Source organism: Streptomyces echinatus, assembly GCF_014203595.1.
Lineage (GTDB): Bacteria > Actinomycetota > Actinomycetes > Streptomycetales > Streptomycetaceae > Streptomyces > Streptomyces echinatus.
In genome coordinates, this window is the sequence record NZ_JACHJK010000008.1 from 178,053 (window position 1) to 201,750 (window position 23,698).

The 23,698-nt window shown below is 73.2% G+C and carries 14 protein-coding genes; 9 read left to right on the forward strand and 5 right to left on the reverse strand.

Annotated elements, in window-relative coordinates; all coding sequences use genetic code 11:
• Positions 1–145 precede the first annotated feature (145 nt).
• From FHS34_RS23055 to moeZ, 3 genes are all read left to right on the forward strand, one after another.
• Complete coding sequence (locus tag FHS34_RS23055; protein ID WP_184968435.1) at positions 146–1,105, forward strand: NAD-dependent epimerase/dehydratase family protein; 960 nt, start codon at positions 146–148, stop codon at positions 1,103–1,105.
• Positions 1,093–1,842 (forward strand): spherulation-specific family 4 protein, encoded by a 750-nt coding sequence (locus FHS34_RS23060; protein WP_184968436.1) that lies wholly within the window; start codon positions 1,093–1,095, stop codon positions 1,840–1,842. Before FHS34_RS23055 ends, FHS34_RS23060 begins: the two co-directional genes overlap by 13 nt.
• A gap of 63 nt (positions 1,843–1,905) precedes the next feature.
• Positions 1,906–3,084 (forward strand): adenylyltransferase/sulfurtransferase MoeZ, encoded by a 1,179-nt coding sequence (gene moeZ, locus FHS34_RS23065; RefSeq protein ID WP_184968438.1) that lies wholly within the window; start codon positions 1,906–1,908, stop codon positions 3,082–3,084.
• Positions 3,085–3,160: 76 nt separating this feature from the next.
• Here the strand turns inward: moeZ and FHS34_RS23070 are convergent, their stop codons facing one another.
• The 4 genes from FHS34_RS23070 to FHS34_RS23085 all read right to left on the reverse strand — a co-directional run bounded on the left by FHS34_RS23070 (position 3,161) and on the right by FHS34_RS23085 (position 10,075).
• The gene (locus FHS34_RS23070; RefSeq protein WP_184968440.1) at positions 3,161–3,577 is read right to left on the reverse strand and encodes a hypothetical protein; all 417 of its coding nucleotides are present in this window, start codon (positions 3,575–3,577) and stop codon (positions 3,161–3,163) included.
• A gap of 339 nt (positions 3,578–3,916) precedes the next feature.
• The gene (locus FHS34_RS23075) at positions 3,917–5,479 is read right to left on the reverse strand and encodes an alpha/beta hydrolase (RefSeq protein ID WP_184968442.1); all 1,563 of its coding nucleotides are present in this window, start codon (positions 5,477–5,479) and stop codon (positions 3,917–3,919) included.
• Positions 5,480–5,612: 133 nt separating this feature from the next.
• Complete coding sequence (locus tag FHS34_RS23080; protein ID WP_184968444.1) at positions 5,613–7,157, reverse strand: alpha/beta hydrolase; 1,545 nt, start codon at positions 7,155–7,157, stop codon at positions 5,613–5,615.
• A gap of 77 nt (positions 7,158–7,234) precedes the next feature.
• On the reverse strand, positions 7,235–10,075 hold the full coding sequence (locus FHS34_RS23085) for a lysylphosphatidylglycerol synthase domain-containing protein (protein ID WP_225817569.1): 2,841 nt from the start codon (positions 10,073–10,075) through the stop codon (positions 7,235–7,237).
• 201 nt (positions 10,076–10,276) lie between these two features.
• On the opposite strand from FHS34_RS23085, the gene FHS34_RS23090 reads away from it, so the two are divergent.
• From FHS34_RS23090 to nudC, 5 genes are all read left to right on the forward strand, one after another.
• The gene (locus tag FHS34_RS23090; protein WP_184968446.1) at positions 10,277–10,663 is read left to right on the forward strand and encodes an MGMT family protein; all 387 of its coding nucleotides are present in this window, start codon (positions 10,277–10,279) and stop codon (positions 10,661–10,663) included.
• Between the two features lie 257 nt (positions 10,664–10,920).
• Positions 10,921–14,520: an ATP-dependent helicase gene (locus FHS34_RS23095; protein WP_184968448.1), complete on the forward strand. Its 3,600-nt coding sequence runs from the start codon at positions 10,921–10,923 to the stop codon at positions 14,518–14,520.
• Positions 14,521–14,729: 209 nt separating this feature from the next.
• Entirely contained in the window at positions 14,730–18,389 is a 3,660-nt protein-coding gene (locus FHS34_RS23100) for an ATP-dependent helicase (protein ID WP_184968450.1), read from the forward strand.
• Between the two features lie 53 nt (positions 18,390–18,442).
• Positions 18,443–19,846: a dipeptidase gene (locus FHS34_RS23105; protein WP_184968452.1), complete on the forward strand. Its 1,404-nt coding sequence runs from the start codon at positions 18,443–18,445 to the stop codon at positions 19,844–19,846.
• 154 nt (positions 19,847–20,000) lie between these two features.
• Entirely contained in the window at positions 20,001–20,945 is a 945-nt protein-coding gene (gene nudC / locus FHS34_RS23110) for an NAD(+) diphosphatase (RefSeq protein ID WP_184968454.1), read from the forward strand.
• Positions 20,946–21,040: 95 nt separating this feature from the next.
• On the opposite strand, the gene FHS34_RS23115 is transcribed toward nudC, so the two are convergent.
• Complete coding sequence (locus tag FHS34_RS23115; protein WP_184968456.1) at positions 21,041–21,283, reverse strand: mycoredoxin; 243 nt, start codon at positions 21,281–21,283, stop codon at positions 21,041–21,043.
• 190 nt (positions 21,284–21,473) lie between these two features.
• Between FHS34_RS23115 and FHS34_RS23120 the strand changes: the two genes are divergently transcribed.
• Positions 21,474–23,669: an ATP-dependent DNA helicase UvrD2 gene (locus FHS34_RS23120; RefSeq protein ID WP_184968458.1), complete on the forward strand. Its 2,196-nt coding sequence runs from the start codon at positions 21,474–21,476 to the stop codon at positions 23,667–23,669.
• Positions 23,670–23,698: the final 29 nt, after the last annotated feature.

A 23,698-nucleotide genomic window follows, 5' to 3' on the forward strand; every position in this document is an offset into this window, starting at 1 on the left:
ACCACCCCTTTGAAGGAGAAGACCAGATGACCACCTCCCGACCCGGAGCGCCCGGAACCACCGGAACCGCCGGAGCGCCCGGAGCGGCCGCAGGAGACGTCGAAACGGCCGGTACCACCGGCGCGCACACCCCGGGAGCCGCCCGATGAGAGTCCTGCTGATCGGAGCCAACGGATTCATCGGCCGCTTCGTCGCCGACCGCCTGCTCGCCGACCCGGCCGTCCAGCTCACCGCGCTCGGCCGCGGCGACGACGCCGACGTACGCTTCGACCTCGCCACCGGCAGCCCCGGTGCGCTCACCCGCTTCCTCGACGCGGTCCACCCCGGGGTCGTCGTCAACTGCGCCGGCGCGACCCGCGGCGGTGCCCGCGAACTCACCCGGCACAACACCGTCGCCGTGGCCACCGTCTGCGAGGCGCTGCGCCGCAGCGGCTGCGGTGCCCGTCTGGTCCAGATCGGATGCGGTTCCGAGTACGGCCCCAGCCAGCCCGGCTCCTCCACGGCCGAGGACGCCGTACCGCGCCCCGGCGGCCCGTACGGCGTCAGCAAGCTGGCCGCGACCGAACTGGTACTCGGCTCCGGCCTGGACGCGGTCGTCCTGCGCGTCTTCTCGCCGGCCGGCCCCGGCACCCCGGCCGGCTCCCCGCTCGGCCGGCTCGCCGAGGCCATGCGCCGCGCCATGCAGTCCGGCGACGGCGAACTCAAGCTCGGCGGCCTCGGCGTCCAGCGCGACTTCGTCGACGTACGCGATGTCGCGCGGGCCGTGCACGCCGCCTCGCTCTCCGCCGCACAGGGCGTGATCAACATCGGTTCCGGCCGTGCCGTGCGCCTCAGGGACGCCGCCGCCGTCCTCGCACGCGTGGCCGGATACGGCGGTGCCCTCCACGAGCTCGACGCGCCGCCCGGACCGCTGCGCGCCGCCATCGGGCACCCCCGGGCCGACGCCGAGCACGCGGGCCAGGTGGCGTACCCCTACCCGGACGGCTGCGGCAGCTGGCAGCAGGCCGACGTCCGCACCGCGCGCGACCGGCTCGGCTGGCGGCCCCGCATCAACCTCGAGGAATCCCTGGCCGACATCTGGATGGAGGCGGCATGCCGCATCTGACCAGCACCACCGCCGACGCCACCAGCACCGGCGTCCGCACCGCGCTCGGCGTCCCGGGCTACGCCCACCCGCTCGTCGCCCCCGCCCAGTGGGCCGAACTGGCCCGCCCGGGCACCCCCCTGGACTGGGTGGTCCTCGACGTCGCCGCCGGGCCCGGCAGCCGCCCCGACCCGCACTGCCTGGAGGCCGCGGCCCGGCTGCGCGCGGCGGGCGTCCGCGTCCTGGGCCACCTGGACCTCACCTACGGCGCCCGCGCCCTCGGCGACCTGCTCTCCGACGCCCACCGGCATCTCGACTGGTACCGCGTCGACGGCTTCCTGCTGGACCGCTGCCCCGTCGAGCGCACCGAGCTGCCCGAGGTCCGCCGTGCGATCACCGCATTGCGGGCGGTCAGCGACACCGCCCGCGTCGTCCTCGGCCACGGCCGCCACCCGCACCCCGGCTACGCCGAGATCGCCGACCAGCTCGTGACCTTCGCCGGTTCCTGGTCCGACTACCGCTGGTCGCAGGTGGCCGAGTGGACCGCCGACCACCCCGCGGACCGGTTCTGCCACTTCGTGCACAGCGTGCCCCGGGGGCATCTGGACGAGGCGCTGCGGATAGCCCGCTGGCAGGGAGCCGCGACGATCTACTTCACGGACCGCACCGACGGGGGCGGACGCGTCGACCCCTGGGAGACGATGCCCGGCTACTGGGACGAAATCGTCTCGCGAGTCGGAACGGGTGTCTCGGAATGAAGAAGGGCGTGGCAGTGTTACGGGGAGAACAACTGTAGTGATTGACCGACCAACGGAGTCCCCGTGTCGCTGCCACCCCTGGTCGAGCCGGCTTCCGAGCTCACCGTAGACGAGGTCCGCAGGTACTCCCGCCACCTGATCATCCCCGATGTGGGCATGGACGGGCAGAAGCGGCTGAAGAACGCCAAGGTGCTCTGTGTGGGCGCCGGCGGCCTGGGCTCGCCGGCGCTGATGTACCTGGCCGCCGCGGGCGTGGGCACCCTCGGCATCGTGGAGTTCGACGAGGTCGACGAGTCGAACCTGCAGCGCCAGATCATCCACAGCCAGGCCGACATCGGCCGTTCGAAGGCCGAGTCCGCCCGTGACAGCGTCAAGGGCATCAACCCGTACGTGAACGTGATCCTTCACGAGGAGCGGCTGGAAGCCGACAACGTGATGGACATCTTCAGCCAGTACGACCTGATCGTCGACGGCACGGACAACTTCGCGACCCGGTACCTGGTCAACGACGCGTGCGTGCTGCTGAACAAGCCGTATGTGTGGGGCTCGATCTACCGCTTCGACGGCCAGGCGTCCGTCTTCTGGTCCGAGCACGGCCCCTGCTACCGCTGCCTCTACCCGGAGCCCCCGCCGCCCGGCATGGTGCCCTCCTGCGCCGAGGGCGGTGTCCTGGGCGTGCTGTGCGCGTCCATCGGCTCCATCCAGGTCAACGAGGCCATCAAGCTCCTCGCCGGCATCGGTGAGCCGCTGGTCGGCCGCCTGATGATCTACGACGCCCTGGAGATGCAGTACCGCCAGGTCAAGGTCCGCAAGGACCCGAACTGCGCGGTCTGCGGGGAGAATCCGACCGTCACGGAACTCATCGACTACGAGGCCTTCTGCGGCGTCGTGTCCGAGGAGGCCCAGGCGGCCGCGGCCGACTCCACGATCACTCCGAAGCAGCTCAAGGCGTGGATCGACGAAGGCGAGAGCATCGAGATCATCGACGTCCGCGAGCCGAACGAGTACGAGATCGTCTCCATCCCGGGCGCCAAGCTGATCCCGAAGAACGAGTTCCTCATGGGCAGCGCCCTGGAGGGCCTCCCGCAGGACAGGAAGATCGTCCTGCACTGCAAGACGGGTGTCCGCAGTGCGGAAGTCCTCGCGGTCCTGAAGTCCGCCGGCTTCGCCGACGCGGTCCACGTCGGCGGCGGTGTCATCGGCTGGGTCAACCAGATCGAACCGCACAAGCCGGTCTACTGACCACCGGTCCCGCCGACCAGCGGGACTGACGAAGCCCACGGCTCCGACCTTGTCGGATGCCGTGGGCTTCGGTGTCTCACCAGTCGCCATACCCCTCGTCGTAGGCGTAGTAGTAGCCGCCGTAGCCTCCGTCGTGGTCGTAGCCGTCGTGGTCGTAGCCGTCGTGGCCGTAGCCGTCGTGGCCGTAGCCGTAGTCGTCGTCGTGGCCGTAGTAGCCGTAACCGTCGTGGTCGTGGCCGTAGCCTCCGTCGTGGTCATAACCGTCGTAGCCGTAGCCGTCGTGGTAATAGCCGTCGTGGTAATAGCCGTCGTGGTAGCAGCCGTGGCTCCACCGCCACCAGTCGTCGCAGCCGCCGTTGTAGTGCTGGGAGTAGGACGACTCGTGAACGGGGGCGGCGACGGCGGACCCGGCCGCGCCGACAGCGGTACCGCCGGCCAGAAGGACGCCGGCCGCGTACACCGCGAGAAGGCGTCGAATGCGTTGTGCTGACATGGCCCAGCCCTCCATTCCACTGTCTCGCGCAACGGAAGACGCGCGGGAATGCCGGCCGCGCGGGAGTGAACGCGCGACGCGGTTTCAGGCGTGCCGTGTGGCGGGGCGAGCGGTCCGGACCCTCGGCCGGCCTGCACCTTCCATGCGTCCGACAGACGGCCGATGCCGCCGTCCAGCCGCGGGACGAAATTGCCGAAGGACGCGCGCCCCATGTAGCGGCACCGCCGCAGGAACGAGTCTTTTCCTCGACGCACGCCATGACAAGGGACGATCGGCCCTGATTCGTGACCGGTGAACAGAACCGTGACGGCGACGACCGAGGCTCCCACGGTGGACTCCTCAGCCGCCGCAGACCTTGCCGTCCTTCGGCACCGTTCCGTTCAGCAGGTAGGCGTCCACCGTGGAGTCGACGCAGTCGCTGCCACTGCCGTACGCCCCGTGCCCCTCTCCCTTCCAGGTGAGCTCGACGCCCACACCCCGGCCCAGCTCGTCGGCCATCCTGCGCGCGCCCTCGTACGGCGTGGCCGGGTCCCCGGTGTTGCCGACCAGCAGGACCGGGGCCGCACCCGGCGCGCCGACCTCCGGGGTGTCGTACTGACCGGGCACCGGCCAGTCATGGCACCAGCCCGCCGTGTCCCAGCCCAGGTAGTCCCCGAACACCGGCGATATCCGCTCGAACTCCGCCAGCCGTCGCTTCGTCTCGGCGGGCGTCGGCCGCTGTCGCTCGTCCAGGCACGATATGACCCGCTGGGAGTGCGTCATCGTGCCGTAGCGACCCGAGGCGTCGCGGTCGTTGTACTCGTCGGCGAGTGCCAGCAGCTCCGAGCCGTCACCCTGCTCCGCCGACTCGAGGGCACTGGTCAGCCTCGGCCAGTTCGACTCGCTGTAGAGCGGCAGGATGATCCCGGTGACCGCGAGCGTCTCGGTCAGCTTCCGCCCCGACGACGTCGGCAGCGGCTTCTTGTCGAGCCGCTTCAGCAGGTCGGCCGCCTTCCGCGAGCCCTGGCCGTGATCCTGGCCGGTGGACTCGAGATAGTCGTCGAAGGCTCGCTGGAAGCCGCGGGCCTGGTTCTCGGCGTGGCCCACCGTGTCCGCGGTCGGATCGACCACCGCGTCCAGCACCACCCGGCCCACCTGCCGGGGGAACAAGTGGGCGTACACCCCGCCGAGTTCGGTGCCGTAGGACATGCCGAAGTAGTGCAGCTCGTCGTCGCCGAGGACCTGGCGCATCAGGTCCATGTCGCGTGCCGTGTCGGTGGTGGACACATGGGCCAGCAGCGGTCCGGTGGCCTGCCGGCAGCCCTGGCCGAAGTCGGCGGCGTCCTGGAGGTACGCCTTCTCCTCGGCCGGGGTGTCGGGCGTGGCGTCCACCGCCTCGGCGGCCTCGATCTCCCGGTCGCCGCGGCAGCGCACGCCCTCGCTCCCGCCGACCCCGCGCGGATCCCAGCTGACCAGGTCGTAGCGTTCGTGGAGCGAGGAGACGGACTGCTCGAAGTACGGCATCGTCGACACGCCCGAGCCGCCGGGGCCGCCGAAGTTGAACAGCAGCGAGCCGATGCGGTCATCGCCGGTCGCCCGCGCGCGGATGAGGGAGAGGCCGATCGTTCTGCCGCCCGGCTCGGACCAGTCCAGCGGCACCTTGAGCGTCGCGCACTGCCATGCGCCACCCGGCGCGGAGGCGTTCCCGGTGGCCTCGCAGCGCCCCCAGCCGAGGCGCTGGGAGGTGAGGGAGGACGGCAGGGCCGTCGGACCCGGCGCGGCGGTGGATCGCGGCGCCGGCGGGGGAGTGGAGCCGGTCCCCTTGCCCTCGCCCCCGTGCCCGCCCTCGTCCGGCGAACCGCCGCAGCCGGCGAGCAGCAGCCCTGCCGCCACCGCGGCGGTCCAGCGCAGGAATCGCCTCATGCCCACCCCCCTGACAGGCCCGCCGCGTCGTGCCGCGCCGGGCGTTCACGCCATGGTAGGCGCCCCCGGCCCGGTCCGAGACGGCCTGTGGATAACCCTCTGAACTGCCCTTTCGTCGGCCGTCGGGGACCCGTCAGGAGCAGACGGCGCCGCTCTTGGGCACCTTCCCGTCCAGCAGGTAGCCGTCCACCGCCCTCTGCACGCACTTGTTCTTGCTGTCGTAGGAACCGTGCCCCTGGCCCTTGTACGTCAGCTCGACGGCGACGCCCTCGCCGAGCGCGTCCGCCATCTTCTTCGCGCCCTCGTACGGGGTGGCCGGGTCGCCGGTGTTGCCCACGACGAGGATGGGCGCCGAACCCGGCGCGCTGACGTCGGGATGGTCGGCGGCGCCCGGCACCGCCCAGTCGGTGCAGCTGAGCATGCCCCAGGCCATGAACGGGCCGAACAGCGGGGAGGCGGCGCGGAACTCGGGCAGCTTCCGCTGGACGTCGTCCGTGGTGTAGCGCGGTTTCGCGTCGGAGCAGCTGATGGCGGTGTTCGCCGCCAGGAGGTTGCTGTAGTCGCCGTTCTCGCTGCGGCCGTTCAACGAGTCGGACAACAGCATGAGGATCTTGCCGTCGCCGTCGTACGCCTGCTCCAGCCCCTCCGTGAGGTACTCCCAGAAGTCCTTCGAGTACAGGGACTGCGCGATGCCGTTGATGGCGGCCGTCTCGGTCAGCTGGCGCGGGAAGATGCCGGGGATCGGCTTCTTCTCCAGATCGGCGAGCAGTTTCGCGATGCGGTCCTTCACGTCCTGCTCGGTGTCGCCGATCGGGCATTCCGTGGTCTTCGAGGTGCAGTCCTTCGCGAAGTTGTCGAGCGCGAGCTGGAAACCCTTGGTCTGGCCGAGCGCGCCCTGCTCCGGGGTCTGCGTGGGGTCGACGACGGCGTCGAGGACGGCCCGGCCCACGTGCTTGGGGAACAGGTGGGCGTAGACGCCGCCGAGTTCGGTGCCGTAGGAGATGCCGAAGTAGTGCAGCTTGTCGTCGCCGAGGACCTGGCGCATCAGGTCCATGTCGCGGGCCGCGTCCGTGGTGCGCACATGCGGGAGGACCTTCTTGGAGTTCCGCTCGCAGGCCGCGTTGAACCGCTTGGTGCGCTGGAGGAACTGGTCGCGTTCGGCCTTGTCGTCCGGGACGGCGTCCTGCTGGAAGTACACGTCCAGCTGCGAGTTGCTCTCGCATTCCACCGGCGCGCTGCGGCCGACCCCGCGCGGGTCGAAGCTGACCAGGTCGTAGCGGGTGCGCAGGTTGGAGTAGTCCCCGGCGAACGCGGGCAGCGTGGTGACGCCGCTGCCGCCCGGACCGCCGAAGTTGAACACGAGCGACCCGATCCGCTTGTCCGCGGGACCGCTGGCCCGGGCGCGGATCAGGGCGATGTCGATCGTGTCGCCCTTCGGTCTGCTCCAGTCCAGCGGCGCCTTCATGGTGGCGCACTGCCAGTCGCCGCCGTGCGGCAGCGGGGACGGGGCGCTGCCGCCGCCCTCCGCCTCGGACGGCGCCGGGCAGTCCTTCCAGTCCAGTTTCTGCGCCGGGAGATCCCCGTCCCCGGTGCTGCCGCCGCATCCGGCCAGCACGGCGGAGAGCAGCGCAGCGGTGGTGATCAGCGCGGCGGCACGCGGCCTGGAGGGGTTCGCCATGCTTCCATCGTGCGGGCAGACACGCCGGCCCGCGCGGGGCACGGTCCGTCCGCATTACCCCGCCCGGCGGGGGCCGCTCACAGGGCTCCCTTCCGGGAGAGGTGGTTGAAGGCCAGCCAGCCCGGCAGCACGGGCAGCCACAGGGTCAGCAGCCGGAACAGCAGCACGGCGGGGGCCGCGACCTCCTTGGGCAGGCCCACGGCGATCAGCCCGACGGTGAGGGTCGCCTCGACCGCGCCCACACCGCCCGGGGTGGGCGCCGCGGAACCGAGCGCGTTGCCGGCGAGGAAGACCACGGCGACGCTGGCGATGCTCAGCGACACCGAGCCGTCGCCGAAGGCCCGGATGGAGGCGTCCAGGCACATCACGAAGCAGGCGGTCAGCAGGAGCATGCCGCCGATGCCGGTGACGAGCTTCTGGGGCCGCTGCAGCACGTCGAGCATGCGCGGCACGACACCGGCGAACAGCGACCTCACGCGCGTGACGACGAATTTCCGCAGGAACGGCACCGAGGTGACGACGAGGACCAGGACGGCCACGGTCAGCAGGCCCGCGATGACCGTGCGGGACGGCGACAGCGACGGTGTCTTCTCGGTGCCGGTCAGATAGCCGAAGGACAGCAGCATCAGGATGTGACAGCCGAGCCCGAACAGCTGCGACGCGCCGACGCTCGCCACCGCGAGGCCCGGGCGCACGCCCGCCCGCTGCAGGAAGCGCGTGTTGAGGGCCACACCGCCGACCGCGGCCGGTGCCACGATCTTCACGAACGACCCGGCGACCTGCGCCGCCACGGTCCGCGGGAACGGCACCCGCTCCGGCACGAAGCCCAGCAGGGCCATCGCCGCGGCGACGTAGCTGAGCGCGGAGAACAGCACCGCGGCGATCACCCAGCCCCACTGGGCCTGCGCGAACAGCGTGCCGAACTCGATGTGGGTGAGCTGCGTCAGCAGGTAGTACGCGCCGATCGCGCCGGCGATGAAGCTGATCAGCGTGCGCGGCCGGACCCGCTCCAGCCGGGCCGGCTCCACCGGCGCCTGGGGCCTGATGCGCAGCACCTGGTGCCGGATCTGGGTGAGCAGATCCTCCTCGCGGGCCTCTTCCAGGGCCTCGTCGATGGCCCGCTTCTCCGCGCGCTGCTCGGCGCGGACCGTTTTCTTGTCGGGCTTCTCCTGGGCGGGCGGGGCCGTCTCGGAGGCTTCTTCCAGACGGGCCTGTTTGTCCTGCCGGGAGGCTTCGAGCACCGCTTCGCGTTCGCGCTGGGCCCGCTCCCGGGCCAGCCGGCGCAGCGTCGCGCGCGTGGAGCGCGTCAGCGCGATCGGCTGGAGCATCGGCAGACAGTCGGCGACCGCGTCCGGGCCGAGCACCCCGACCGCCGAGGCGACGGCACGCTCCGCGCCGACCCGCAGGCCGAGCGTGGTGACCAGCTGGGCGACGTCCATGCGCAGCAGCAGCTCACCGGCCGCGATCTCGCCGCCGCGCAGCTCGGTGAGGATCACCTTGCCGGAACGATCCACCAGAATCGCGTCACCCGCCAGCCTGCGGTGCGCGATACGACGGGACTGCAGCGCCTGCACCTGGTGCCAGGTGTTGCGCAGCAGTTCGTCGGTGATCTCGTCGTCGGCCAGGGAGTCCAGGGTGCGTCCGCCGGTGTGCTCGTAGACGAGCATGACCGCGTCGGGGCCGAGTTCGGCGGTGGCGATCAGCTTGGGCGCGTTGGCGCCCGCCGCGATCGCCGCGTACGCCAGCAGCGCCTCCTGCTCCAGCGCCTGGCGCAGCGACTGGAGGCTGGAGCGGGTGGCGAAGCCGCGCAGGGCCAGATTGCGCCACGCGCGGTAGAAGAAGCCCTGCGCCTGCTGCTCCCGGTCGACGACCGTGACGTCCAGCGGCGGGCCGTCCTCCAGGGTGACGAAGTAGCGCCGGCCCCGGTCGCCGGTCTCCGACTCCGTGGCGTCCTCACGGGCCGCGCTGAGCGGGTGGAAGCCGACGTGCCTGAGACCCGCCATCAGGTTCTGGCCGGTCGGGCGGACGTTGGGGGAGCCGACCGCGTACAGGGTGCCGTAGGCGACGGTCCAGCCGATCAGAACCGTCAGGATGATCGAGAACGGGGTCGTGTAGCCGGTGACCAGCATCGAGAACGCGTCGAGCAGCAGCACGATCCACAGCACCGCGCGCCATCTGGGCCTGCGGGACATGCCGACGGCCGACATGTAGGCGATCACGGGGGCCAGATAGCCGTGCACCGGGTCGGTCAGGGCGTGGATGTCGCCCGGTGAGGGCTGGGTGAGCGCCTCCTGGATCGAGTCCGGGGCGGCCCGGGCGACCCACAGGTCGGTGGCGAGCGTCACTCCGTGGGCCAGGACGGCCGCGAGGACGCCGTCGGCGATGCGGAGACCGTCCCGTTTGACCAGCCGTTCGATCGCGAAGGCCACGGGTACCAGCAGGATCGCGATGCTGGACGCCAGCCCAGCGATCTTGATCAGCAGGTCCGGGGCCTGCCCGGTGCCCTTGTTGATGTCCTGTTCGAGGCCCGAGGTGGTGCCGTGCGCGAACGCGGCGATCGCGAGCAGCACCACGATGGCGAGCACGCCCACCAGGAGCCGCATGAGGTCGGAGGGACGGTGTACGCGCGCGGGGAGCAGCGGTTCGTCGCCCTCCACCTGCTCGGCGTGGGGGTCGCCGTCGTTGCCCGGCGGGTGCCCGGAGGGCGCTCCCTCGCGGCCGGGCGCCCCCTCCTCGCCGTCCCGCGCGCGCGTGACGGCGGTCTCGCCGGCCTCCGTGTCGTCTCCCCCCGCGCGCGGGGGGTCGTCCTTGCGCGGACCGGTGTCCTCCTGGTGCGCTCCGGCGCCGCCCTCGCCCGCGCGGGCGGTGTGCGGGCGCGCGGAGGCGTCAGGGGTGCCCGCCGCTCCTTCGGGGTGCACGCCCTGCTCCTTCGTGGTCTCATCTTGGTCTCGTATCACCAGTCACCGCCCGCACGATGGTGGCATGCCCCACCGACCCACGAGGGCATCAGGGTGCGGATGCGCGGGCGCACAGTCTGCCCGAAGGACCGCCCGGGGGCGAGGGGACCGTTCCCCGCGTACCCCGCCGGGATGCCTGCGGGGTGCGGCAGGATGGGGTGAATGAGCGAGCAGAGCCCTGCCGAGGACGCCCGCGAGGCGTATGCGGACGCGCTGCCGGAGTACGCCGAGCGGGTCCTCGAGGTCGCCGAGCGGATTCCGGCGGGCCGGGTCATGACCTACGGCGACGTCGCCGAGTGGCTGGAGGAGGGAGGCCCGCGGCAGGTGGGCCGGGTGATGGCCCTCTACGGCGGCGCCGTCCCGTGGTGGCGCGTGGTGCGCTCCGACGGCGTGCTGCTGCCCGGACACGAGCTGCGCGCGCTCGGCCACTACCGCGCGGAGGGCACACCGCTGAAACAGGCGGGCAGGAGCACGGAGGGGCACCTGCCGCGGCTCGACATGCGACGGGCCCGATGGGACGGCGGCACGGACGCGGAGGGTCACACCTGACAGCTTCCGCCATCGGATGCCGCCAGGGCAGACCTGTGGCCCGTTCGGGGGACACGGGGGACGTCCGTGGCATGCCGTACGTTCGTGAGGGGTGGGACGTGCGAGGCGCGAGCGCCGCGAGGGAAGAATCGGAAGCTCTGCTTCCGCCCGGAGCGGCGGCGTAGCGTCGGCAGCACGTGTCCCGCTCATCCCGCGGCCACCGCCTCGCACGTGTGACCGCCCGCCCACCAGCACAACCACCAGGACCGGCCGATCACGTGAGCTCCTCTTCCTCCACCAGGCGCCTGCCGCACCCCCCGGTGCGGCAGGGAAGCCGTGGCGCTTACCGACTCGTCCGTACTCCGCCGGCCGTCGTGGATCCCCCTCGTCTGGACGCGGCGCAGCACGCCGTGGTTGATCACCGGACGGGACCGCTTCTCGTCCTCGCCGGTCCCGGCACCGGCAAGACCACCACCCTGGTCGAATCGGTGGCCGCGCGGATCGCCCGGGGCGGCGACCCCGCCCGGATCCTGGTGCTGACGTTCAGCCGCAAGGCCGCCGTCGACCTGCGCGACCGCATGGCCCTGCGCATGGGCGCCGCCCGCGCGCCCAGGGCGACCACCTTCCACTCGTACTGCTACGCACTGGTCCGCGCCCACCAGGACGGCGACCGGTTCACCGAGCCGCTGCGCCTGCTCTCCGGCCCCGAGCAGGACGTCGCCGTGCGCGAGCTGCTCGCCGGCCAGCCCGAACTGGAGCGGCTCGGGCTGACCCATGTGCGCTGGCCGGACGAACTGCGCGCCTGCCTGACCACGCGTGGCTTCGCCGACGAGGTCCGCGCCGTCCTCGCCCGCACCCGCGAGCTGGGCCTCGGCGCGGACGCCCTGGACGCCTTCGCGCGCCGCATCGGCCGCCCCGACTGGCGGGCCGCGGCCGCCTTCCTCGCCGAGTACCTCGACACCCTCGACCTCCAGGGCGTGATCGACTACGCGGAACTGGTGCACCGCGCGGTCCTCCTCGCCCGCCGCCCGGAGACCGCGGCCCGGCTCGCGGCCCAGTACGACGCCGTGTACGTCGACGAGTACCAGGACACCGACCCCGCCCAGGTCCGGCTCCTGCGGGCGCTGGCCGGCCAGGGACGCACCCTGGTCGCCTTCGGCGACCCCGACCAGTCGATCTACGCCTTCCGGGGCGCCGACGTGAACGGCATCCTCGACTTCCCGGCCGCCTTCCCGCGCGCGGACGGCCGCCCCGCACCCGTCGAGGTGCTGCGCACCTCCCGCCGCTCCGGCGCCGCCCTGCTGGCCGCGACCCGTCTGATCACCCGGCGCATGCCGCTGACCCGGCTGCCCGCCGATAAGGTCCGCGCCCACCGGGAGCCGGCCCCGGTACGGGACGGCGGCCGGGTCGAGGTCCAGACGTACCCGACGACCGGCGCGGAGCTGGACAACATCGCGGACATCCTGCGCCGCGCGCACCTGGAGGACGGCGTCCCCTGGAGCGAGATGGCCGTCCTGGTGCGCGCCGGCTCCCGCAGCCTGCCGACCTTCCGCCGGGCCCTCACCGCGGCCGGCGTCCCCGTGGACATCGACGGTGACGACCTGCCGCTGCGGCACGAGCCGGCGGTGGCGCCCCTGCTCACCGCCCTGCGCGCGGTGGCCACGGCGGAGGCGCGGCGCCACGAGGGCGAGGCCGGACGCGGCGACGACGGCGGACCGTCCACCGAGGACGCGGCGGATCCGGCCGATGCCGCGAGGGGGAACGCCGACGCCGAGACGGTGGCCGTCGAGTCCGAAGGGAAGGCCGCCGACGCCGAGACGGTGCCCCTCGAGCCCGAGGTGAAGGCCGCCGAGGCTGAGACCGTGTCCGTCGAGTCCGAAGGGAAGGCCGCCGACGCCGACACCGTGTCGGTCGAGTCCGAAGAGGAGGCCGACGACGCCGGAGCACGGGCCGCCGACTCCGCGGCACGGGCCCTGGACGCCGCGGAACGCGTGCCGGACGGCTGCTGGCTCGACACCGAGACCGCCCTCACCCTGCTCGCCTCCCCGCTCGCCGGCATGGACGCCGCCGACCTCCGCCGCCTCGGGCGTGCCCTGCGCGAGGAGGAGCGGGCCGCGGGCAACCCCCTGCCGCCCCCGTCCGACGAACTGCTCACACGCGCGCTCGCCGAGCCCGAACGGCTGGCCGTGCACGACCCGGCGTACGCGCGCGGGGCACAGCGCCTCGGCGCGCTGCTGCGCAAGGCCCGCGAGCGCCTCGCGGGCGGCGGAACGGCCGAGGAGGCCCTGTGGGACCTCTGGGAGGGCACACCGTGGCCCTCGCGGCTGGAGCGGGCCGCCCGGCGCGGCGGCGCGGCCGGCCGCAACGCCGACCGGGACCTGGACGCCGTGTGCGCGCTGTTCGCCACCGCCGCGCGCGCGGAGGAGCGCACCGGGGGCCGCGGCGCCCTGAACTTCCTGGAGGAGACCGAGGCCGAGGACATAGCCGCCGACACCCTCACGCGCCGCGCGGTACGCCCCGACGCCGTCCGCGTCATGACCGCGCACCGCTCCAAGGGCCTGGAATGGCGGCTGGTCGTCGTCGCCGGTGTCCAGGAGGGACTGTGGCCCGACCTGCGGCGCCGCGGCTCCCTGCTGGAGGCCGACCGCATCGGCCGGGACGGACTCGCCGAGCCGCTGACCCCGGGCGCGCTGCTCGCCGAGGAGCGCCGCCTGTTCTACGTCGCCGCCACGCGCGCGCGTGACCGGCTCGTCGTCACCGCCGTCAAGGCACCGGCCGACGACGGCGACCAGCCGTCCCGGTTCCTGACCGAGCTCGGCGTCGAACCCAAGGACGTCACCGGGCGCCCCCGCCGCCCGCTCGCCGTCGCCGCGCTCGTCGCCGAACTGCGCGCCACCACGGTCGACCCGCGCGCGTCGGCCGCCCTGCGCGAGGCCGCCGCCCGCCGGCTCGCCCGGCTCGCCGGGCTCGCCGACGAGGACGGCCGGCCGCTGGTGCCGTCCGCGCACCCCTACCGCTGGTGGGGCATGTTCGAGCCGACCGAGAGCAAGGTGCCGCTGCGCCACCGCGACCAGCCCGTGGTGCTCTCCGGCAGCGCGCTCGACCAACTCGCCAACACCTGCGCGCTGCAGTGGTTCCTGGGCCGCGAGGTGAAGGCCGACGCCCCCGCCACCACCGCGCAGGGCTTCGGCAACGTCGTGCACGTCCTCGCCGACGAGGTCGCCTCCGGCCGCACCCCCGCCGACCTCGACGTCCTCATGGAACGCCTGGACTCGGTGTGGAACGCGCTCGCCTTCGACGCCCCCTGGAAGTCGGAGCAGGAGAAGGGCAACGCGCGCGTGGCGCTCGAACGCTTCCTGAACTGGCACGTGCTGGACCGCGCCGGCCGCACCCCCGTGGCCAGCGAGGAGGACTTCGACGTCACCCTCGAAGCGGGCGGCTACCAGGTCCGCATCCGGGGCCAGATGGACCGCGTGGAGACGGACGCCGAGGGCCGGGCCTACGTGGTCGACTTCAAGACCGGCAAGCAGGCGCCCACCGCGCGCGAGGTGGAACGGCATCCGCAGCTCGCCGTCTACCAGCTCGCCGTCCGTGAGGGCGCCGTGGACACGGCCTTCGACGGCGTACGCCCCGAACCGGGCGGCGCCGAACTGGTCCACCTCAGACAGGGCGCCGCCAAGCGCGACGGGGGCGACGGCGTGCCCAAGGTGCAGACCCAGGAGCCGCCGAGCGGGGAGTGGGTCGGCGACCTGCTGGCCACCGCCGCCGGAAAGGTTCTGGACGAACGGTTCACGCCCAGCACCGGCCAGCACTGCACGCACTGCGCCTTCCGCGCCTCGTGCAGCGCGCGGCCGGAGGGCCGGCACGTGGTGGAGTGAGACGGCCCGGCGCGTTCCGAGGCGGCGCCGAGCGCCGTCCCCGGCCGGGGCGACGCGTCCGCGCCGGGTGTCCGCGGCCAGGGTGACGTACGGCGAGGTGCCCGCGGCCAGGGTGACGTACGGCACCACACGGGCTGACCTGCGCTTCTTTCACACCGGACGGCCGGCCGGGCTCCGGTTGTCAGTCCTCGCCGCTAGCCTTTTCCGACATGCCCGCCCGAATCAGCGACCCCGAGCAGCTCAAGGAGCTCCTCGGCATCCCCTTCACCCCGGAGCAGACGGCCTGCATCATCGCGCCGCCCGCCCCCCAGGTGATCGTGGCCGGCGCCGGGTCGGGCAAGACCACCGTGATGGCGGCCCGCGTGGTCTGGCTGGTCGGCACCGGACAGGTCGCCCCCGAACAGGTCCTCGGCCTGACCTTCACCAACAAGGCCGCCGGCGAGCTGGCCGAACGCGTCCGCAAGGCACTGATCAAGGCCGGCGTCACCGACCCGGACGCCCTTCCGTCCCCCGACCCCCACACGCCGCCGACGGCCTCCCGCGCCGAACCCGTCCGGCCGGACCCGGACCACCCGACCGGCGAGCCCGTCATCTCGACGTACCACTCCTTCGCCGGCCGCCTCCTCACCGACCACGGCCTGCGCCTCGGCCTGGAGCCCAGCTCACGCCTCCTGGCCGACGCCACCCGCTACCAGCTCGCCGCACGGGTGCTGCGCGCGGCCCCCGGCCCGTACCCGGCGCTGACCCGGTCCTTCGCCGACCTCGTCAGCGACCTGCTCGCCCTCGACTCCGAGCTCGCCGAACACCTCGTCGACCCCGGGGAACTGCGCACCTGGGACACCGGCCTGCTGCGCACCCTGGAAGGTGCCAAGCTCACCAACGCCGATCTGCGCAAGGTCCCGGAGACGGCCGCGGCCCGCCGGGAACTCGCCGACCTCGTCCGGCGCTACCGGGCCGCCAAACGCGAGCGGGACCTGCTCGACTTCGGCGACCAGATCGCCCTGTCGGCCCGCCTCGCCCGCATCCCCGAGGTGGGCCGCCTGCTGCGCGAGGAGTTCCGCGTGGTGCTCCTGGACGAGTACCAGGACACCTCGGTCGCCCAGCGCGTCCTGCTGGCCGGCCTGTTCGGCGGTGGCACCGGTCACCCGGTGACCGCCGTCGGCGACCCCTGCCAGGCCATCTACGGCTGGCGTGGCGCCTCCGTCGCCAACCTGGACGACTTCCCCGACCACTTCGCCCGCTCCGACGGCCGGCCCGCCACCCGGCAGGCGCTCAGCGAGAACCGCCGCAGCGGCGGGCGCCTGCTCGACCTCGCCAACGGCCTCGCCGCGCCGCTGCGCGCCATGCACGCGGGCGTGGAGGCCCTCCGCCCGGCCCCCGGGGCCGAGCACGACGGCACGGTCCGCTGCGCCCTGCTGCCCACCCACGCCGAGGAGATCGACTGGATCGCCGACTCCCTCGCCCACCTCGTGCGCACCGGCACGCCGGCGGGCGAGATCGCCGTCCTGTGCCGGACCGCGACCGACTTCGCCGAGATCCAGGGCGCCCTCGTCGCCCGTGACGTCCCCGTCGAGGTGGTCGGCCTCTCCGGGCTGCTGCACCTGCCCGAGATCGCCGACCTCGTCGCCGTCTGCGAGGTGCTGCAGGACCCCGGCGCCAACGCCGCCCTGGTGCGCCTGCTGACCGGCCCGCGCTGGCGCATCGGCCCGCGCGACCTCGCCCTGCTGGGCCGGCGCGCCCGTCTGTTGGTCGCCCACGCGCGCGTGGACGGCACGGACGACCCCGACCGCCGGCTCGCGGCGGCCGTGGAGGGCGTCGACCCGTCCGAGGTCATATCGCTCGCGGACGCCCTGGACACCTTCCTCGAGACGCCGATGGACGGGGGCTTCCAGGAAGGCGCCGACGACGGACTGCCGTTCTCCCCGGACGCGCGCGTGCGCTTCGCCCGCCTCGCCGCCGAGCTGCGCGACCTGCGCCGCTCGCTGTCCGACCCGCTCATGGACGTCCTGCACCGCGTCCTCGCCGTCACCGGCCTGGAGGTGGAGCTGTCGGCCTCCCCGCACGCGCTGGCCGCCCGCCGCCGCGAGACCCTGTCCAACTTCCTGGACGTCGCCGCCTCCTTCGCCGCGAGCGACGGCGAGGCGACCCTGCTGGCCTTCCTCGGCTTCCTGCGCACCGCCGCCCAGTACGAGAAGGGGCTCGACAACGCCCTGCCCGGCGGCGAGAACACCGTCAAGGTGCTCACCGCGCACAAGTCCAAGGGCCTGGAATGGGACGTCGTGGCCGTACCCGGACTGGTGACCGGCACCTTCCCCAGCGCCCAGGGCCGCGAGAAGTGGACCGCACAGGCCAAGGTGGTGCCGCACACGCTGCGCGGCGACTCCGACACCCTGCCCGACGTCGACAGCTGGGACTCGCGCGGCATGAAGGCCTTCCACGAGGCCATGAAGGACCACCAGCACACCGAGGAACTCCGACTCGGCTACGTCACCTTCACCCGCCCCCGCTCACTCCTGCTCGGCTCCGGCCACTGGTGGGGGCCCAGCCAGAAGAAGCCGCGCGGCCCCTCCGACTTCCTCCGGGCGCTGTACGACCACTGCGCCGCCGGACACGGCGAGATCGAGGCATGGGCGGACGAGCCCGCCGAGGACGCGGAGAACCCGGCCCTGCACGCGGACGTCGCCGACCAGGTGTGGCCCCTCCCGCTGGACGCCGCCGCCCTGGCCCGCCGGCGTGCCGCCGCCGAGACCGTTCTCGCCCACCTGGACGCCCTCGCCACCCGGCCCGACGGCCCCGGCCCGGCCCTGCACGACCCGGCCGGCGACGAGCACCCGGACTGGCCCGTCCCGCCGGACGACGACCCGTACGGCGACGACCCGTACGGCGACGACCCGTACGGCGATGACTCGTACGGCCAGGAGCGGTACGGCGAGGAACCGTACGAGGACTTCCCCGACGAGGAGGAGTTTCCGTACGGCGACGACTTCGGCGGGCCGACCCCCGACGACCCAGCCCCCGACGACCAGGCCCTCGACGACCCGGCCGTCCCCGGCCCCGACCCCGCCGGCTGGGACGACCGGAACGCCGCGCGGCCCACGGTCCCGCACCAGGCGCCCGCCCCCCGGCGCCGCCCGCGGTCCACGGACGCCCCGGCCTCCCTCACCCCCGAGGAGGCCCGTACCGTCGCCTCCTGGGACCGCGACCTCGACGCGCTCACCGGAGAGCTGCTGCGCGCCCGGCAGACCGTCACCGACGTCCCCCTGCCCGCCACGCTCACCGCGACCCAGCTGTTGCGCCTCGCCGAGGACCCGGACGGGCTCGCGCAGGAACTCGCGCGCCCCATGCCACGCCCCCCGCAACCGGCCGCGCGCCGGGGCACCCGCTTCCACGCCTGGGTCGAAGCCCGCTTCGAAGAGCTGACCCTGCCCCTGCTGGAACCGGACGAGCTGCCCGGCGGCGACGCCGAGATCGCCGACGAACACGACCTGGAAGCCCTGAAGGAGGCGTTCGAACGCACCGAGTACGCCCGGCGCACCCCGTACCGGGTCGAGGCCCCCTTCCAGCTCACCCTCGCCGGCCGCGTCGTCCGGGGCCGCATCGACGCCGTCTACCGGCACGGCGACAGCGACGGGACGACGTACGAGATCGTCGACTGGAAGACCGGCCGCACCCGCGCCGCCGACCCGCTCCAGCTCGCCGTGTACCGGCTGGCCTGGGCCGAGCAGCAGGGCGTGCCGCCCGAGTCGGTCACCGCCACCTTCCTGTACGTGCGCAGTGGCGAGGCCGTACGGCCCGCCGGGCTGCCGGACCGGGCCGCACTGGAGCGGCTGCTCACGGGAGAGACGGAACGGTCACCGGAGGCGACCTGAGTGTGACGCATCGCCCTCCGAGGATGCCGGTGCGGGCGGATAGGCTCGGGAGCATGAGCCAGACCCCGGACAGCGCCGTCCGCACGTACATCGAGCAGCACCGCGCCGCCTTCCTCGACGACCTCACCGCATGGCTGCGCATCCCCTCCGTGTCGGCGCAGCCCGACCACGCGCCCGACGTGCGGCGCAGCGCCGACTGGCTCGCGGCCAAGCTCCAGGAGACCGGCTTCCCGACGGCCGAGGTCTGGCAGACCCCCGGAGCCCCCGCCGTGTACGCGGAATGGCCCTCGGGCGACCCGGAGGCACCCACGGTCCTGGTCTACGGCCACCACGACGTGCAGCCCGCCGCCCGCGAGGACGGCTGGAACAGCGACCCCTTCGAGCCGGTCGTCCGCGGCAACCGCCTCTACGCGCGCGGTGCCGCCGACGACAAGGGCCAGGTGTTCTTCCACACACTCGGCGTCCGCGCCCACCTCGCCGCCACGGGCCGCACCGCCCCGGCCGTCAACCTCAAGCTGCTGATCGAGGGCGAGGAGGAGTCCGGCTCCCCGCACTTCCGGGCCCTGGTGCAGGAGCGGGCCGGGCGGCTGGCCGCCGACGCCGTGATCGTCTCCGACACCGGCATGTGGTCCGAGGACACCCCGACCGTGTGCACCGGCATGCGGGGCCTGGCCGAGTGCGAGATCCGGCTCCACGGCCCCGGCCAGGACATCCACTCCGGTTCCTTCGGCGGCGCCGTGCCCAACCCGGCCACCGCCGCCGCCCGCCTCGTCGCGGCCCTGCACGACGAGCACGCGCGCGTGGCGGTCCCCGGCTTCTACGACGGCATCGTCGAGCTGACCGACCGCGAGCGCGAACTCTTCGCCGAGCTGCCCTTCGACGAGGAGCGCTGGCTGAGCACCGCCAAGTCGCACGCCCTGCACGGCGAGGCCGGGTACTCGACCCTGGAGCGCATCTGGGCCCGCCCGACCGCCGAGGTCAACGGCATCGGCGGCGGCTACCAGGGCCCCGGCAGCAAGACGGTCATCCCGTCCACGGCCATGGTGAAGCTCTCCTTCCGCCTGGTCGCCGGCCAGGACCCCGACCACATCGAGAAGTCCGTCCGCGCCTGGGCCGCAGAGCAGGTGCCCGCCGGGATCCGCTACGAGATCGACTTCGGCTCGGCCACGCGCCCGTGCCTGACCCCGCTCGACCACCCCGCGCTGCAGTCCGTGGTCCGCGCCATGGGCCGCGCCTTCCAGAGCCCGGTCCGCTTCACCCGCGAGGGCGGCTCCGGCCCCGCCGCCGACCTCCAGGAAGTCCTCGGCGCCCCCGTGCTCTTCCTGGGCATCTCCGTCCCGTCCGACGGCTGGCACGCCCCCGACGAGAAGGTCGAGCTGGACCTCCTCCTCAAGGGCGTCGAGACCAGCGCCTACCTGTGGGGTGACCTGGCCCGGACCTGGCGTCCCGCACCCTGACCGGCCCGCGCCGTACGGACGGGCACCGCGCGCAGGGCACACTGGGAAGACCGTCCGCCCGCCCCGCCCGCGCCCGACCCGGTGCCCTCCCGTCCCACGTCCCGCCGAACCGCCCGCCGATAGAACCGCTGTACTGGGGGAGTTGGAAGCACCCGTGACCACCTGGACCGACCACACAGCCGACCGACCCATCTCGCTGACCGCCCCGAGCGGCATCGACCGCGCCGCCCACCACCGGCTGGACGAGGCCTGGCTCGCGGCGGCGTGGAGCCACCCCACGACCCGCTGTTTCGTGGTCTCCGGCGGCCAGGTGCTCATCGACGAGACCCCGGACGGCCGGACCGAACTCGTCATGACGCCGTCGTTCGAGGCCCCCCTCACCGAGGCGCACCGCTACTTCCTCGGCACCGACGGCGACGGCGTCAGCTACTTCGCGCTCCAGAAGGACTCGCTGCCCGGCCGTATCGACCAGTCCGCGCGCCCGGCCGGGCTGCGCGAGGCTGGCCTGCTGCTGTCGCCGCGCGACGCGGGGCTCATGGTGCACGCGGTCGGCCTGGAGAACTGGCAGCGCACCCACCGCTTCTGCTCCCGCTGCGGCGAGCGCACGGTCATCGCCGCGGCCGGCCACATCCGCCGCTGCCCGGCCTGCGGCGGCGAGCACTACCCGCGCACCGACCCGGCCGTGATCATGGCGGTCACGGACGAGGAGGACCGCATCCTGCTCGGCCGCCAGGTCCACTGGCCCGAGGGGCGCTTCTCCACGCTCGCCGGATTCGTGGAGCCCGGCGAGTCCATCGAGCAGGCGGTGCGCCGCGAGGTGTCCGAGGAGGTCGGCGTCGCCGTCGGCACGGTCGAGTACGTCGCCAGCCAGCCCTGGCCCTTCCCGTCCAGCCTGATGCTCGGCTTCATGGCCCGCGCCACCTCCACCGCGATCGAGGTCGACGGGGACGAGATCCACGAGGCCCGCTGGTTCTCCCGCGAGGAGCTGCGCGCGGCCTTCGAGTCCGGTGAGGTGCTGCCGCCCTACGGCATCTCCATCGCCGCCCGTCTGATCGAGATGTGGTACGGCAAGCCCCTGCCGACGCGCGGTTTCGTCTGAGACACACAACAGGGCGGCCCCCCTCGGGAGAGGGGGGCCGCCCTGTGGACGGTCACGGGGAAGGCCGGCCGGTCACCGGAGGAACCCGTGGACCGTCACGCGGCGAGCTTCTGCTTCACCTGGGCCAGCGACGGGTTCGTCAGCGTGGTGCCGTCCGAGAAGAGCACGGTCGGGACCGTCTGGTTCCCGCCGTTCGCCTTCTCCACGAAAGCGGCGGACTCGGGGTCCTGCTCGATGTTGATCTCGCTGTACGCGATGCCCTCCCGGTCCAGCTGGCTCTTCAGTCGCCGGCAGTAGCCGCACCACGTCGTGCTGTACATCGTCACAGTGCCCTGCATCTCTCGCTCTCCTCAGGCAGCTCGGTGGAAGTCGTGCGAAGGGAGAACGTAGGCGATCGGCCCGCCATTCCCGACCGGGGTATCACGCGCCCGGCCCCCTCCTGTGATACCTGCCGCATTAATACGACCGCGAGCCCCTGCCTGTGGACAACCGGCACAGCCGTCCCGGGCGACCTGGCAGCATGGCGGTGTGACAGCAGCAACGCACTCCTCCCTCTTCCCGCAGGCACCGGAGACGGCCGACGCGGTGCTCGAAGGGCTCGACCCCGAGCAGCGCGAGGTGGCCACCGCCCTGCACGGTCCGGTGTGCGTGCTGGCCGGAGCGGGCACGGGCAAGACCCGGGCGATCACCCACCGCATCGCCTACGGGGTCCGCGCCGGCATTCTGCATCCCGCCAGCGTGCTCGCCGTCACCTTCACCAACCGGGCCGCCGGAGAGATGCGCGGCCGGCTGCGTCAGCTCGGCGCCCAGGGCGTCCAGGCCCGCACCTTCCACTCCGCCGCGCTGCGTCAGCTCCAGTACTTCTGGCCGAAAGCGATCGGTGGCTCCCTGCCCCGGCTCGTCGACCGGAAGATCCAGCTCGTCGCCGACGCGGCCGCCGCGCTCGGCACCCGCCTCGACCGGAATGAGCTGCGGGATGTGACCGCCGAGATCGAATGGTCCAAGGTCACCCAGACCGTCCCCGCCGACTACCCGTACGCGGCTGCGAAGGCCGGCCGTGAGGCCCCCCGCGATCCCGCCGAGATCGCCCACCTCTACGCGGCCTACGAGGACCTCAAGCGCGACCGCGCGGTCATCGACTTCGAGGACGTCCTGCTGCTGACCGTCGCCGTCCTCCAGGACCGCCACGACATCGCCGACCAGGTCCGAACGCAGTACCAGCACTTCGTCGTGGACGAGTACCAGGACGTCAGCCCGCTGCAGCAGCGGCTGCTGGACCTGTGGCTCGGCGACCGGGACAACCTGTGCGTCGTCGGGGACGCCAGCCAGACCATCTATTCGTTCACGGGCGCAACACCCGACCATCTGCTCGACTTCCGCGCCCGGCACCCCGGCGCCACCGTCGTGAAGCTGGTCCGCGACTACCGCTCGACCCCCCAGGTGGTCCGCCTCGCCAACGGGCTGCTCGCCCAGGCCCGGGGGCGCGCCGCCGACCACCGGCTGGAACTCGTCTCCCAGCGCGCCCAGGGGCCCGAACCCGTCTACATCGAGTACACCGACGAGCCCGCCGAGGCCGAGGGCGCCGCCCGCCGTATCCGTGAGCTGATCGACGCGGGCGTCCCGGCCGCCGAGATCGCCGTGCTGTTCCGCACGAACTCCCAGTCCGAGACCTATGAGCAGGCGCTCGCCGACGCGGGGGTGCCCTACCAGTTGCGGGGAGCCGAGCGCTTTTTCGACCGGCCCGAGATCCGCAAGGCCGGCATCGCCCTGCGCGGGGCGGCCCGCTTCGGCGGCAACGACTCCCTCCTGGACGACGTCGTCGACCTTCCCTCGCAGGTGCGTGCCGTCCTCTCGGGCGAGGGCTGGACGAGTGAGCCCCCGGCCGGCTCGGGCGCCGTCAGGGAGCGCTGGGAGTCCCTGGCCGCTCTCGTCGCCCTCGCCCACGACCTCGCCGCCGCCAGACCGCGAGCCACCCTCGCCGACTTCGTGGCGGAACTGGACGAGCGGGCGAACGCCCAGCACGCACCGACCGTCCAGGGCGTCACCCTCGCCTCCCTGCACGCCGCCAAGGGCCTGGAGTGGGACGTCGTCTTCCTGGTCGGCGTGGCCGAGGGCATGCTGCCCATCACCTACGCCCGGACCGACGAACAGATCGAGGAGGAGCGGCGCCTGCTCTACGTCGGGGTGACCCGCGCCCGGGAACGCCTCCATGTCTCCTGGGCCCTGTCCCGCTCGCCCGGCGGACGGCCCAGCCGCAGACCGAGCCGCTTCCTGGACGGCCTGCGCCCCGGCACCACCCCCACCGTCGGCCGCTCCGGCTCCGGTGCGGGCGGAGGCGTCGAGCGCGGGGTCACCGCGAGCGCCCCCGCCGTTCCCCGGCGCGCCCAGCGCACCCCGGCCCGCTGCCGGGTCTGCGGCCGCACCCTCACCGACGCGGGCGAGATGAAGCTGATGCGCTGCGCGGACTGCCCCTCGGACATGGACGAAGGGCTCTACGAGCGGCTGCGGGAGTGGCGGGCGGTCCAGGCCGGGCACAGTGGCCAGCCGGACTTCTGCGTCTTCACCGACCGGACGCTGATGGCCATCGCCGAGGCATGCCCGGAGAGTTCCGCCGAGCTCGCCCGCATCCCCGGTGTCCTCAGCCGCAAGCTGCGCAGCTACGGAGCCGATGTTCTGGCCATCTGCGCAGGTCAGGAGCCTGGCGGAGACGACGGCGACGACTGATGCGAACTCGTCGAAAAAATAGTTTGCGC

Excerpts from the sequence above, each read along its gene's own strand:
- FHS34_RS23055 (WP_184968435.1), top strand. The coding sequence starts at position 146 with ATGAGAGTCCTGCTGATCGGAGCCAACGGATTCATCGGCCGCTTCGTC.
- FHS34_RS23060 (WP_184968436.1), top strand. The coding sequence starts at position 1,093 with ATGCCGCATCTGACCAGCACCACCGCCGACGCCACCAGCACCGGCGTC.
- FHS34_RS23070 (WP_184968440.1), bottom strand. The coding sequence starts at position 3,577 with ATGTCAGCACAACGCATTCGACGCCTTCTCGCGGTGTACGCGGCCGGC.
- FHS34_RS23075 (WP_184968442.1), bottom strand. The coding sequence starts at position 5,479 with ATGAGGCGATTCCTGCGCTGGACCGCCGCGGTGGCGGCAGGGCTGCTG.
- FHS34_RS23080 (WP_184968444.1), bottom strand. The coding sequence starts at position 7,157 with ATGGCGAACCCCTCCAGGCCGCGTGCCGCCGCGCTGATCACCACCGCT.
- FHS34_RS23090 (WP_184968446.1), top strand. The coding sequence starts at position 10,277 with ATGAGCGAGCAGAGCCCTGCCGAGGACGCCCGCGAGGCGTATGCGGAC.
- FHS34_RS23100 (WP_184968450.1), top strand. The coding sequence starts at position 14,730 with ATGCCCGCCCGAATCAGCGACCCCGAGCAGCTCAAGGAGCTCCTCGGC.
- FHS34_RS23105 (WP_184968452.1), top strand. The coding sequence starts at position 18,443 with ATGAGCCAGACCCCGGACAGCGCCGTCCGCACGTACATCGAGCAGCAC.
- FHS34_RS23115 (WP_184968456.1), bottom strand. The coding sequence starts at position 21,283 with ATGCAGGGCACTGTGACGATGTACAGCACGACGTGGTGCGGCTACTGC.